Genomic DNA, 13,513 nt, shown 5'->3' on the forward strand with positions numbered 1-13,513 from the left:
GGTTTTTTGTTGCCTGCAGGAAAGCGCGCCATAGTCGGCTGCGTCGATCAACACGATGCAAATGGCAGTGTTTACGCCGAATCCGCACAAAAACTATTCAAGCCATGGGCGGCAACCGACGTTTGACCGGGGTCTTCTTGACGATGGCCGTGTTGGTTTCCGCCAGGATATTGAGCCGGTCGAGCAGGGTGTCCAGCTGTTCCATCGAGCGCACATGCAGGCGCGCGATAAAACAATCCTCACCGGTCACCTTGTCGCACTCGGTAAACTCGGGAATCGCCAGGATCTGCCGCTCCACCTCCTGCAACTGCCCCGGCAGCGGGCGCACGCGGACGATTGCCTGCAATTGATAGCCGAAACACTTCGGGTCGATCTCCACTGTGTAACCCTTGAGAACGCCGCGCTCTTCGAGCCGACGCAAGCGTTCGGCCACGCTCGGCGAGGACAAACCACTGATTTGCGCCAAGGCCTTGAGTGATCGCCGTGAATCTTCCATCAAGGCGCTGATCAGGATCTGATCAATATCGTCGGTCATGCGGCAACTCCTGAATTAGGCGATTTCAAATGATCACCCTCGATAAAAAAGGCATTTATCGATTTTAGCCTGCTTTTTGCGCTGGAGAGGTGTGCGGTCGACTTGGCATACTTTTGCCACGCTTTCGCCAAATGCTCAGGGAGATAGATGATGGACAACACACTGCGTCGCGGCACATTTGAAATGACCGCCGCCATGCTGATATCCGGGACGATCGGCTGGTTCGTGCTGGTGTCCGGGCAGCCAGTGCTGGACGTGGTGTTCTGGCGCTGCGTGTTCGGTGCCGGCACCTTGCTGCTGATTTGCGCGGCTTTCGGCTTTCTCCGGCCGGGCATCCTGACCCGCACGACCTTCCTGCTCGCGGTGCTGAGCGGAATGGCGATTGTCGGTAACTGGGTGCTGTTGTTTGCCTCTTATTCAAGGGCGTCGATTGCCATCGGTACGGCGGTGTATAACGTGCAACCGTTCATGCTGGTCGGCCTGGCGGCGTTGTTTCTTGGCGAGAAAATCACCCTGCAAAAGCTGTTCTGGCTGGCGATTTCGTTCATGGGCATGTTGGCCATCGTCAGTGCTCACGGCACTCAGGGTGAGAGCGGCAACGACTATCTGATGGGCATCGCGCTGGCGTTGGGTGCGGCGTTTCTGTATGCGATTGCAGCGCTGATCATCAAGCGCCTGACCGGCACGCCACCGCATCTGATCGCGCTGATCCAGGTCTGCACCGGGGTTCTGCTGCTGGCGCCATTTGCGCATTTCAGTGCGTTGCCGCAAGCGCCGAGCGCCTGGGCCAGTCTGATCACGCTGGGCATCGTCCACACCGGTCTGATGTATGTGTTGCTGTACGGCGCGATACAGAAATTGCCGACCGCGTTGACCGGCGCGCTGTCGTTCATCTACCCGATTGCCGCGATCTTCGTTGACTGGTTCGCGTTCGGCCATCGTCTGGAGACCCTGCAATGGGTCGGCGTGGCCGCTATCCTGCTGGCCGCCGCCGGTATGCAACAGGGCTGGGGTCTGAAGGCTCGGCGGCTGGCCACACAGTAATCTCAGATGTTCCAGCGCGGGGCGGTTTTTGCCAGGCGCTGGCGCATCTCGCTGATGTTCGCCGCCAGTTGTCGGGTCAACAAACGGTAGCCATCCAGCGCGCTGTAAACCGGCGCATCGAGGCTGCCTTCAGACAACTCCAGGGGCCGCTCCAGGCGTTGCGAGGCGCCGGTTTTCAATGCCCGGGCCATGCCGATCAGCTGCACGCGAATCTGCCGGTGCTCGGCTTTCAGCGCCGTTTGCAAATGCGCCATGGCCTCGGGGTTGTTGGCATCCGGTCGCGTGTTGCCGAGGATCTCCAGGGTGCTGATGCACATGCGCAAATTGCGCTGGATCGCATCGAGCTCGGTCATGGACACCTTCACTTCCTTGGACACCGACGGCATCAATGAGCGCAGTTGCACCATCACCGCGCCGAGTCGGCCCATCAATTTCAAGTGCTCATCGGCGCTGACCGGCTGGCCGCTGATGATCCGTCCGTACACCGTGGCGCAATCGCGCAGGGCATCGGCGAGGTTGTAGCGCCACGAATACACCGCGTAGAGCGGCAGGGCGAACGAGAAGGCCAGCGCGAGGGCGATGCCGATGAGAATATCGACCCCGCGCCACAAGCCGTCGGTGATCGGATTGTCGCCATGCCCGGCGACAATGAACACGGTGATCGCCGAGAGCAGGGCGGTATAACCCCCTTTGCCGATCGCGTGATAAGAGAAAAAACCGCAGACCACCGCCATCGCAAAATACGTCAGCCACGGCATGCCGAGCCACGCCTGCTGTGCCACCAGCAACAAGCCGACGCCTGCACCGATCAAGGTACCGATGGCGCGTTCGGCGGCTTTTTTGCCAATGTTGCCGTGGTGCTGCAAACCGCCAATCACCACCAGCATGGTCACCGAAGCCCATTCGCCGTGTGGCAGGTTGATGCCGGTGGTCAGCAGGATGGTTGCCAGCAGCCCAAGAGCCACGCGCACCGCATGAATCAGGCGCGCGTGCCGGTAGCGTCGATAGGGATCAAGCAATGGTCGCAGGACGCGGCGCAGCAAGGGCGGAAGTCGATGGGTGCTGTAAGTACTCAGTGCGGGCCTCTCGTGATGGCGGATCAGGTCAATGGAAAGGAAAAATGTAATTCATCCAGGCTGCCATGCGCAGAAGAATTTTGCGCATCGCGCCGATATGGTGAAAGTGCTGACTGTACAAAGCGGCCTGCCCGTAGGCACCGCCGGGCATCAGCTTGCTGTACCGGGCAAAGTCCGGATCGGTGATTTCAATGATCACCGGCACGCGCCCGGCCGGCGGTGAACCGGTATAGCCGATCAGGGTGCCGGAAGGTTGCACCTGACCTTCGGCAATCACACCGATGACATTCTTCACCCGACCGGCGAAGACCTTGCCGGGAATACCGTCGAACGCAACTTCCGCCTCATCGCCGACGGTCAGGCGCAGCAGGCTGTTCTGGCGCATCCACGCGGCAAAGTATTGACCCTCCTCGGGAATGAACACCATTGACGGACGCAATGGTAACTTGCTCGCCATCATCCCCGGCCGCAACGAAACATGGGTGACGAAGCCTTTGCTCGGCGCGCGGACGGTGGTGTTGTCCAGTTCGAACTGGGCGTTATCCAGTTGCGCCTGCAGATCATCGGTGCGGGCAATGGCGGCATCCAGTTCACGTTGGGTACCGAAGTTGCGGCGGATCAACTCGGTGATGCGATAGCGATCACCCTTGGCTGCTACCAGTTGCGCTTTCAGCGATTTCACCCGGTTTTCAAACGGCGTGGGGTCGATGCGAAACAGCACATCACCTTTTTCCAGCGGCTCGTTACCCTTCACCGGTACTTCGATCACCTGACCGCTGACGACGGGAATCACCGGCACTGAAACGAAGTAAGTGCGCGCCACCTCGGAGTAGGGGTGGTTGTAGTTCATGGTGAAAATCAAGGCGCCAATCAGCAGGATGCCGCCGAGCACGGCTGTGGGCACCGTCCATTTGTTCAACGGGATGCGAAAGATCTTGAACAGTGCGACGCAGAACGCGGCGTAAGTCAGGATTAGCAGCAGATCCATGGCGTTCAGCCCTCCCTGTTGTGGGGGGCAGTGGTGTTCAGCGCTTCGAGTCGCTCGAGGCGACCTTGCAGTTCGACCACCTGTTGCTCCAGGCGAACGACGTGGTTTTGCACGGATTTGCCATCACCGAAGCCCCAGCCGCGATCTTCTCGATAGGCCATCGCCCAGATCCACAAAAAAGGCCAGAGCGCATGCAGCGTGAACAGACTGACCCAGCCCGTGGCATGGATCGCATCCTGATGCGGGTGGTTACGATGGACGGCAATTTCGTAGGGAATGTCGTGCAACACGATGATCCCGTAAAACAGCACGAGCCCGACAAACACCAACACGCCTAAAGCGAAGTAATCGAGCATGAGCAAGCTCCCGGCATCCAGCACAGTGCTGGCATCAGTGTAGACACTGATTTGCCGGGCGCCTGACGACTTTGGATCAGAACCGCACGCGCCCGCTTTCTTGCTTATTCACGATCCGGGTGACAGTTGCTCAGAAGATGTAATCGGTGGTCAGGAAGCTCGAATCACGGCCGCGAATGATCTCGCTGATCAGGTCCTTGTTGCTGTCCTGGAACTTGGTCGCCACCAGCGTACGGATCGAGAACACCCGCAATGCATCGTGCACCGACAGCGTACCTTCGGCGGAATTCTTGCGGCCGTTGAACGGGTAAGTGTCCGGCCCGCGCTGGCATTGCGCGTTGAGGTTGATCCGCCCGACCTGGTTGGCAAAGGTGTCGACCAGACGGCCGACCGCCACCGGGTTGGTGCCGAAGATGCTCAACTGCTGGCCGAAGTCCGACTCCAGCACGTAGTCGATGACGGTATCGAGATGGCGGTACGGGACGATCGGCACAACCGGGCCGAATTGCTCTTCCTGATAGACGCGCATCTGCGGATTCACCGGGTACAGCACTGCCGGGTAGAAGAACGACTCGCGGGATTCACCGCCATTGGGGTTGACCACTTCGGCGCCCTTGCTGCGCGCATCCGCCACCAGTCCGTGCAGATAATCAACCTTGCCCGACTCCGGCAGCGGCGTCAGCGACACGCCGCTGTCCCATGGCATGCCGGGTTTCAGCGTGGCCAGTCTGGCGTTGAATTTTTCGATAAAGCTGTCGACCACATCTTCGTGGACGAAAAGGATTTTCAGCGCGGTGCAGCGCTGACCATTGAACGACAGCGAACCGGTGACCGCTTCACTGACAGCATTGTCGAGATCGACTTCCGGCAAGACGATGCCGGGGTTTTTCGCATCCAGCCCCAGCGCAGCACGCAAACGATGCGGTTTGGGATGCAGTTTCTTCAGGTCGCTGGCGGCTTTGTTGGTGCCGATGAAGGCGAAAATGTCGATCTTGCCGCTGGCCATCAGCGCGCTGACGGTTTCACGACCGCTGCCATAGATCACGTTGATCACGCCGGTGGGGAAGCTGTCGCGGAACGCTTCGAGCAACGGACGGATCAGCAGCACGCCGAGTTTGGCCGGTTTGAACACCACGGTGTTGCCCATGATCAGCGCCGGAATCAGCGTGGTGAAGGTTTCATTCAGCGGATAGTTGTAAGGGCCCATGCACAGGGCGACGCCGAGCGGTACGCGGCGGATCTGCCCGAGGGTGTCCTGTTCCAGCTCAAAACGGCTGGAGCGGCGGTCGAGTTCCTTGAGCGCATTGATGGTGTCGACGATGTAGTCGCAGGTGCGGTCGAACTCTTTTTCCGAGTCCTTGAGGTTCTTGCCGATTTCCCACATCAGCAATTTCACCACCGCGTCGCGCTGCTGGCGCATGCGACCGAGGAAAGCTTCGACGTGCTGGATGCGTTCGGCCACGCGCATGGTCGGCCACAGGCCCTGGCCGCGATCATAGGCACGCACGGCGGCGTCAAGGGCGGTGAGGGCGGTCTCGGCATCGAGCAGCGGCGTGCTGCCGAGTATCACTTGTTCGTCGCCGTTATCACCTTTCAGATAGACCGGGCTGCGCACGGTAGCGAGCGGGCCGTCCCAACGGCGCAACTGGCCGTCGACGAGGTATTCGCGTTGCTCGACCTGACCTTCGAGGCGGTATTTTTCCGGGATGTCGCTGACAGAAGGGAACAGATTGCCAAGGATGTTTGCTGTGGTCATGTCGCTACCCCGAGTTGATGTCCATATGCAAATCAAAAAGTCTTCACAGGTTATACGCCTGAATGCGCCGGAATTTAAACCCGCAAATGTCACGCGAATGTCACGTAAAGGCGCACAGCAGAGCGGGCCGCAACACCGCAAACTTTGTGGGAGCTGGCTTGCCAGCGATGTGGCCGGTACTTTCAATACGTTCATTGCCTGACACGCCGCTATCGCTGGCAAGCCAGCTCCCACAATTTGTAGCCGATGCCAAGGTAGATCCTGCCTGGCCCCGTTTGCCCCCCTCACTGTCCCGCAATGCCCTCAACCCGCGGGTGTCGCTGCCTTAAGGTGTGGTCATAACAACAAGCGAGGCTGTCATGCGGGTAACCCGACTCTCTTTACTGCTGGCCTTGGTCATGGCGCTGTCTGGCTGCGGCGATGATCCCAAACCCCCGGCCACCACCCATAACGCCACCCCCAAAGACCCGGCACTGGCGCAGATTTATGCCAACAGCTGCCAGCTCTGCCACGCCAATCCGGCCGCCAACGCGCCGCTGACCGGTGATCGCAAAGCCTGGGAACCGCGCCTCCAGCAGGGCGCGGACACGCTGCTCGACCACGCCATCAACGGCTACAACGGCATGCCGCCGATGGGCCAGTGCGTCGAGTGCAGCGAAGAACAATTCCTGCAACTGATCGGCTTCATGGCCGACCAGCCGCTCCAACAATAAGGGGCCTGTCATGACCATGGATCTGACACGGCGTCAGTTGTTGCAACGGGCAAGCATCGTCGGCGCTTTCAGCGCATTGGCGAGTCATCCGGCATTGGGCCAATTGATGCGTGCGCCACGGCTGATTCCCTGGCGCAACTGGTCGGGCGGGCAGAGTTGCGTGCCGGCAGCGCGACTGGCACCGAAGACTCTCGATGAACTGGTGACGGTTATCCAGCAGGCGCAAGGCAAGATACGACCGGTCGGCTCGGCGCATTCCTTCAGCGCGTTGGTGCCCACCGACGGCACGTTGTTGTCGCTGAGCTACTTCAACGGTCTGCTCGACCATGACGCGAAAACCCTGCAAGCCGAATTCGCCGCCGGCACACCGATGTCGCGCATGGGCGTGCCGCTCAAAGACATCGGGCAGGCCCTGCAGAACATGGCTGATATCGATTACCAGACTCTGGCCGGTGCCATTGCCACGTCGACCCACGGCACCGGCAAAAACTTCCAGTCCTGCTCGGCGCATGTCTGCGGCCTGCAACTGGTGACGGCCAATGGCGAAGTGTTGGACTGCGACAGCCAACGCCATCCGGAAGTATTCAACGCCGCACGCGTCTCCCTTGGTGCGCTCGGCGTCGCCACGAAAATTCGCCTGCAAAACCGCCCGGCATACCGCTTGCGCGAACGCCAATGGATCGCCAAGACTGAAGAGCTGCTGGAAGATATCGACAACAACACCCGTGAAAACCAGCACTGGGAAATGCTCGTCGTCACCCATTCCGACTACGCTTTGTCCATCGCCCTCAATGAAACCGACGACCCGGCCACACCGCCGATCAGCCCGGAAGAAGAGGGCGGCAACGAGTTCGTCACCCTGATCGAAAAGATCGACAAGTACGGCAGCGACTTCCCCGACCTGCGTCGCACGCTGCTCAATAACCTGCGCCATCTGGCCAGTTTCGATGACCGCGTGGGCGACTCGTTCGACATCTATGCCAATGTACGTACCGTGCGTTTCAACGAGATGGAATACTCGGTGCCGGCTGAGCACGGCCCGGCGTGCCTGCGCGAAATCCTCAAGCTGATTCAGGATAAGGATCTGCGCACCTGGTTTCCCATCGAGTACCGCTACGTCAAGGCCGACGATATTCCGCTGAGCATGTTCGAGGGCCGCGACAGCTGTTCGATCTCGGTGCATCAGCATTATCAGATGGATCATCACAATTTCTTTGCGGCGGTGGAGCCGATTTTCTGGAAGTACAACGGCCGGCCGCATTGGGGCAAGTTGCACACGCTGAATGCGCGAACCCTGCAACCGCTGTACCCGCGATGGCGCGAATTTGTCGACGTGCGTCAGGCGCTGGACCCCAGCGGGCGGTTTCTCAATGCGCATTTGTCGTCGATTCTGGGGGTGAGCTGATGGCAGTCAATCGACGCAATTTTCTGTTTGGTGCGTTGGGGGTTGGCGCTTTGCTGGTGGGGGCTGGAGCATGGCTACGACCGGGCGATCATGGCGCGCCGTACAGCGATTATTTCCGCGCACTGAATAAAGAACTGAAGGAAAACGGTCCGATGCGCCCGGTGCTGCTGATCGACCTTGATCGTCTCGATCACAACATCGACGTGGTGATGCAATCGGTCAAGCGCGGCGGCAAACACCTGCGGCTGGTAGAGAAGTCGCTGCCGTCACCGGGACTGTTGAGCTACATCGCCCAACGTGCCGGGACGCAAAAATTGATGTCGTTCCATCAGCCGTTTCTCAATCACGATGCGCAGGTATTTGCGCAGTCCGACATTCTGCTGGGCAAACCATTGCCAGTGCGCTCGGCAGAGCTGTTTTATCAATCCCACAAAGGCTCGTTCGATCCCGCGAAGCAACTGCAATGGCTGCTCGACGGTCCTGAACGTTTGCAGCAATACCTTGCGCTGGCTCAAGGACTGGGCACACGGATGCGCATCAACATTGAGCTGGACGTCGGTCTGCATCGCGGCGGCGTCAGTGATGTGAATACGCTGGGGCAAATGCTCGCGCTGATCAGCGCCAACCCGCAGCATCTGGAGTTCGCCGGGTTCATGGGTTACGACCCGTTCGTGGGCATGGGCGTGCCGGGGATTCTCGGCTCGCCGGAAGAACTGTTCGCCAAGGTCATGGTGATTTATCAGCGCTGTGTCGACTTCACCCGCCAGCAGTTTCCCGCGTTGTGGCATGACGGTTTGTGCCTGAATACCGCAGGCAGTCCGAGTTATCGCATTCATGAAAACGAAAAGCTCAGCACTGAAGTTTCGGTGGGGACGGCGATGCTCAAACCGACGCACTATGATTTGCCTTCGCTGAGTGAGCATTTGTCCGCGACCTACATCGCTACGCCCGTGTTGAAAAGTACTGGTGCGGCGAATATTCCGGCGCTGGATGGCAAGTCGAAGTTGTTTTCGTGGTGGGATCAGAATCAGCGCCAGACCTATTTCATCTACGGCGGTAACTGGATGGCCGAGTTCGAATCGCCCCAGGGTTTACAGAGCAACAGCGTCTACGGACGCAGCTCCAATCAAGAGATGGTCAATGGCTCCAACGTCGTCGGCCTGACGATAGAAGATCAAGTCTTCCTGCGCCCGACCCAGACCGAGGCCGTGCTCCTGCAGTTCGGCGATTTGCTGGCGGTGCGCGGCGGCAAAATCGTCGAGACTTGGCCCGTCTACTCCTGACCCGCATCACCACCAATCCCCTGTGGGAGCGAGCTTGCTCGCGAAGGCGTCCGGTCAGTCACCTTCTAATTGACTGGCACACCGCTTTCGCGAGCAAGCTCGCTCCCACAGGTTTTTGTGGTGTCTGTTAAATCCCGATCAATTCTGTAATGAAGCTTTTATGACAAAAGTTCGGTAGCACATCGCCAGTCCGGTCATGCCTATGTAACGCGCTTGAGGGGCCCAACGGGGCGCTTTTCACAAGCCGAGGCGGGACGCCGGGAGTGAGGCAATGGGGACTATGGAACGCTACTCGAAAGTGGGCATGCAGGAACTCGATCAACGCCTGTCGAAGATCGTCGAAGCCGCGCGCAAGAAACCGGTTTCGGTGTATCGCTACGGTGCGCCGTGGGTCTGGATCGTCTCGCAGGATGACTGGCAGGGCGCCTTGAAAGAGGTCTCCAGCTACATTCCGCCGGGCCATTCGCTGGTGTTGCTGCGCCCGCAGATCGACGACTTGCTTGATGCCCACCGCGACCTCCTGCACGACCTCAATGGCGAGCCGGGCATGCTGATTCCCGCGCAAACGGTCATGCACATCCTGCTCCTGCAACTGCTCTATTCGGTGCCCAGCGAGCAACAGCTGTATGAACAGCTCAATTACAACTTGCTGTTCCGCTGGTTCGTCGGTCTGGGCCTGAACCAGAAAGTCTGGAGCTTCAACGCCCTCAGTCGCGACATCGCCACACTGCTCAACGAGCCACGGGCGGTGCTGCTCATTCAAAAAATCATCGGCGAAGTGTTCTGCGGCGCGTTGCTGCAAATGCCCGAGTTCTCCTTGAACTTCGCGCTTTTGCACACGTGGCTGGGCAAACACGCCTGCGCCCCGCACGTCGGCAATTGACAGCGGCAACACACAAGGCGCCGAGGCGCCAACAGGTCATCGCGAATTCAGGGGGTAGTGTGGAACCGATTTTCAAGTCACGGCTGGCGCTGTGGGGCTGGCTGCTGGTGACGGCGGGCGCGCAGCCGGCATTGGCCGAGGAGGTCGCCGAGAACGCAGCGTCCCAGCGTCTGGTCGACGTCAACGAATACTTCGTGCGCGGTAACACTGTGCTCGATGCGCGGGCGATCGAAGAAGCGGTGTACCCGTTTCTCGGCCCGCAAAAAGCCCTGAGCGACATCGAAGGTGCGCGCGACGCCTTGCAGAAGGCCTATCAGGAACGCGGCTATCAATCGGTATTTGTCGAACTGCCGGAGCAGGCGGTGGCCGACGGCATTGTTTATCTGCAAGTCAGCGAAACCAAGGTCGGCCGGGTGCGTGTGGTCGGCGCCAAACACTATTCGCCGCTGGATATCCGCGACAACGTCCCGGCGCTGAAGGAAGGCGAGGTACCGGACTTCGCCAAGGTCCAGGGCGAACTGGCACAGCTCAACAAGACCCCGGGCCGCCAGGTGATGCCGCTGGTGCGCGAGGGTCAGCGCCCCGGCACCATGGACGTCGATTTGCAGGTCGAAGACCAGAACCCGTGGACCGCCAGCGTTGGCCTCAACAACGACTACAGCGCCGACACGGAAAAGCTGCGCACCGTCACCAGCCTCGGCTACAACAACCTCTGGCAGCTCGGCCATAGCGTCAACCTGACGTTTTTCACCGCACCGCAGGAAACCGACAACGCCAAGGTCTGGTCGGGCTCCTACACCGCGCCACTGACGGAGCGCTGGAGCGTGCAGTTTTCCGGTTACCAGTCCGACAGCAATGTCGCCACCATCGGCGGCAGTAACGTGCTCGGCAAGGGCCACAGCTACGGTGTGTCGGCGATCTACACGCTGCCCTCCAGCGGTAATTGGTCGAATTCGCTGTCGGCCGGCATCGACTTCAAGGACTTCGATGAACGCCTGACCCTCTCCGGCGAAAGCGACAAAGTCCCCCTGCAATACGCGCCGTTCACCTTCGCCTACAACGGCTATCGCTACAGCGAGAAGAGCCAGCTCGGCCTCGGCCTGAGTCTGGTCGCCGCCACCCGTAGCATTTTCGGCTACGGCAGTTCCGACGAAGATTTCGACTACAAACGCTACCGCGCCAAACCGAGTTTCGCCGTGCTCAAGGGCGATACCCATTACACCTGGACCTTCGACAGCGACTGGCAGAGCGCAAGCAAAGCCGCGTTCCAGTTGGCCTCGGGGCCACTGGTTTCCAACGAACAGTTCTCCGCCGGCGGCGCCACTTCGGTGCGCGGCTATCTGGCTGCCGAACGCACCGGCGATGACGGCTTGCTGCTCAGCCAGGAACTGCGCACGCCGTCGCTGGCCAAGTACGCCGGCACATGGATGCAGGACTGGCGTTTCTACGCCTTCGCCGAGGGCGCGCAACTGTATCTGCGCGACGAACTGCCGGATCAGGACGCCAATTACGCCCTGGCCAGCGTCGGCCTCGGCACCCGCGCCAGCCTGAGCAAATGGCTGTCCGGCAGCCTCGACTGGGGCTATCCGCTACTCGAAGGGCCGAACACCTCGAAGCAGGAATCGCGCCTGCACTTCAACCTTCAAGCCACTTTCTGACAAGGAGCACGTTCATGCAGCGCCTCTTTCTTTCGTTGTTGATCTGCCTGGGCTTCGTGCTCCCGGCCACGGCTCAGGCCTGGTGGCAGGACGACTGGCACTACCGCAAACAGATTGCCGTCGACACCACGCCACAAGGCGCGGCGATCAATCAGGCCCTCGGCCGCACTGCGTTGTTGGTGCGTCTGCACACCGGCAACTTCACCTTCGACGGTGTGAAAGAGGACGGCTCGGACCTGCGCTTTGTCGCCGCCGATGACAAAACCGTGCTCAACCACCAGATCGAAAGTTTTGATGCACTGATGGGCATGGCGCTGATCTGGGTCGATGTGCCGAATGTCGAGGGCGGACAGCGTCAGGACATCTGGATGTACTACGGCAATGAGAAGGCGCCGGCGACCGGCAACGGCCAACTGACCTTCGACCCGAATTACACCGCGCTCTATCACTTCGACGGCGCCACCGGCACCCCGGCCAAAGACACCACGGCCTACGGCAATACCGCGCAGAGCGCGACCGGCGCGGCGACTGACGGTGTAGTAGGGCGCGCTTTGCAGTTCAGCGGCCAGCCGTTGTTGCTGCCGGCCAGCCCCTCGTTGCAACACAACGCCGGCAGTGCGTTCACCTTCAGTGCCTGGCTGCGTCTGGATCAGGCCAGTGGCGAGCAACTGATTCTCGCCCGTCGTGACGGCGCCAACAGTCTGCTGATCGGTGCAAACCAAGGTGTGCCATTCGTTGAGATCGATGGTCAACGTGCTGTCGCCACGCAAGCACTGAATCCCGGCCAATGGCAGCACCTTGCGCTGACCGCTGAGGGTTCCAAAGTCACGCTGTACATCAATGGCCGCGAAGGCGCGACGCTCGCTCAGGCGATGCCGGCCTTCAACTCGGTCATGGCCATCGGTGCCGATCTGCATGAAGGCCCATTCCAGCCATTCGTGGGCGCCATCGACGAACTGCGTCTGTCGAAAGTCGCCCGTCCCGCGCCGCTGTTGCTGGCCGACGCGACTTCACAAGGTGCCGAGTCGAAACTGGTGGCTTACGGCGTCGATGAAGAACAATCCGGTTTCGGTTTCGGCAGTCTCGGTTTCCTGCTCAATGCGGTGCCGATCGACGCCTGGGTGATCATTGCCGTGCTGGTGCTGATGATGTTCCAGTCGTGGATCATCATGCTGCGTAAGAACCGCACCCTCAGCCGCGTGACGGCTGCCAACGAAGACTTCCGCATGCAGTTCGCCAAGGTCGGCACACGTCTGGAGATGTTCGCCGACGACGCGCAACTCGCCCAGCGATTGCAGCACTCGTCGCTGTGGCGCCTGTACCTGGTGGCGGTCAAAGAGATCCGCACCCGGCGCGAGCAGGGCGCCGACACCTCGTCCGTTTCGGCGGCAACCATTGAAGCGATCCGCTGCTCGATGGACGGCGTGCGCACCCGGGAAAACCAGCAACTGAGTTCGAAACTCTCGACCTTGTCCAACGCCATCGCCGGCGGCCCGTACATCGGCCTGCTCGGCACGGTATTGGGGATCATGGTGGTGTTCCTCGGCACGGCGATGGCCGGCGACGTCAACATCAATGCCATCGCTCCGGGTATGGCTGCCGCGTTGCTCGCCACCGCCATGGGCCTGTTCGTCGCGATCCCGGCGCTGTTTGGTTACAACCGCCTGATTACCCGCAACAAGGAAGTCAGCGCCGACATGCGCGTGTTCGTCGACGAGTTCATCACCCGTCTGGCGGAAATGCACGGCGAGAGTCAGTTCAGTGAGTCGGCGCATCGCGGCCATCACGCCAACCACTCCGTACCGGCCTGAGGAGC

The 13,513-nt window shown here is 60.2% G+C and carries 12 protein-coding genes; 7 read left to right on the plus strand and 5 right to left on the minus strand.

What is annotated here, in order from left to right:
* Nucleotides 1-97 precede the first annotated feature (97 nt).
* Nucleotides 98-535 carry an Lrp/AsnC family transcriptional regulator gene (locus ACM6IV_RS07975; RefSeq protein ID WP_414869473.1) on the minus strand — a complete coding sequence of 146 codons (438 nt, stop codon included), beginning with the start codon at nt 533-535 and terminating at the stop codon, nt 98-100.
* Between the two features lie 150 nt (nt 536-685).
* Between ACM6IV_RS07975 and ACM6IV_RS07980 the strand changes: the two genes are divergently transcribed.
* Nucleotides 686-1,579 carry a DMT family transporter gene (locus ACM6IV_RS07980; protein WP_414869474.1) on the plus strand — a complete coding sequence of 298 codons (894 nt, stop codon included), beginning with the start codon at nt 686-688 and terminating at the stop codon, nt 1,577-1,579.
* A gap of 2 nt (nt 1,580-1,581) precedes the next feature.
* Here the strand turns inward: ACM6IV_RS07980 and ACM6IV_RS07985 are convergent, their stop codons facing one another.
* From ACM6IV_RS07985 to ACM6IV_RS08000, 4 genes are all read right to left on the minus strand, one after another.
* Complete coding sequence (locus ACM6IV_RS07985; protein WP_414869475.1) at nt 1,582-2,622, minus strand: FUSC family protein; 1,041 nt, start codon at nt 2,620-2,622, stop codon at nt 1,582-1,584.
* Between the two features lie 61 nt (nt 2,623-2,683).
* Entirely contained in the window at nt 2,684-3,643 is a 960-nt protein-coding gene (locus ACM6IV_RS07990) for an HlyD family secretion protein (RefSeq protein WP_414869476.1), read from the minus strand.
* A 5-nt stretch (nt 3,644-3,648) separates the two neighbouring features.
* Nucleotides 3,649-3,999 carry a DUF3302 domain-containing protein gene (locus tag ACM6IV_RS07995; RefSeq protein WP_414869477.1) on the minus strand — a complete coding sequence of 117 codons (351 nt, stop codon included), beginning with the start codon at nt 3,997-3,999 and terminating at the stop codon, nt 3,649-3,651.
* A 130-nt stretch (nt 4,000-4,129) separates the two neighbouring features.
* Nucleotides 4,130-5,755 (minus strand): NADP-dependent glyceraldehyde-3-phosphate dehydrogenase, encoded by a 1,626-nt coding sequence (locus ACM6IV_RS08000; RefSeq protein ID WP_414869478.1) that lies wholly within the window; start codon nt 5,753-5,755, stop codon nt 4,130-4,132.
* 359 nt (nt 5,756-6,114) lie between these two features.
* Between ACM6IV_RS08000 and ACM6IV_RS08005 the strand changes: the two genes are divergently transcribed.
* The 6 genes from ACM6IV_RS08005 to ACM6IV_RS08030 all read left to right on the plus strand — a co-directional run bounded on the left by ACM6IV_RS08005 (nt 6,115) and on the right by ACM6IV_RS08030 (nt 13,508).
* Entirely contained in the window at nt 6,115-6,468 is a 354-nt protein-coding gene (locus tag ACM6IV_RS08005; protein ID WP_414869479.1) for a c-type cytochrome, read from the plus strand.
* Between the two features lie 76 nt (nt 6,469-6,544).
* Complete coding sequence (locus tag ACM6IV_RS08010; protein ID WP_414869614.1) at nt 6,545-7,873, plus strand: D-arabinono-1,4-lactone oxidase; 1,329 nt, start codon at nt 6,545-6,547, stop codon at nt 7,871-7,873.
* Complete coding sequence (locus tag ACM6IV_RS08015) at nt 7,873-9,156, plus strand: DSD1 family PLP-dependent enzyme (protein WP_414869480.1); 1,284 nt, start codon at nt 7,873-7,875, stop codon at nt 9,154-9,156. Before ACM6IV_RS08010 ends, ACM6IV_RS08015 begins: the two co-directional genes overlap by 1 nt.
* A 271-nt stretch (nt 9,157-9,427) precedes the next feature.
* Nucleotides 9,428-10,039, plus strand: coding sequence for a transposase (locus tag ACM6IV_RS08020; RefSeq protein WP_414869481.1), 612 nt, complete (start codon nt 9,428-9,430; stop codon nt 10,037-10,039).
* Nucleotides 10,040-10,098: 59 nt separating this feature from the next.
* A complete protein-coding gene (locus ACM6IV_RS08025) occupies nt 10,099-11,697 on the plus strand; it encodes a ShlB/FhaC/HecB family hemolysin secretion/activation protein (RefSeq protein WP_414869482.1) in 1,599 nt (532 codons plus the stop codon).
* A gap of 14 nt (nt 11,698-11,711) precedes the next feature.
* A complete protein-coding gene (locus ACM6IV_RS08030) occupies nt 11,712-13,508 on the plus strand; it encodes a DUF2341 domain-containing protein (protein ID WP_414869483.1) in 1,797 nt (598 codons plus the stop codon).
* Nucleotides 13,509-13,513: the final 5 nt, after the last annotated feature.

The sequence above is a fragment of the Pseudomonas sp. IT-347P genome (assembly GCF_949768005.1).
Classification (GTDB): Bacteria; Pseudomonadota; Gammaproteobacteria; order Pseudomonadales; family Pseudomonadaceae; genus Aquipseudomonas.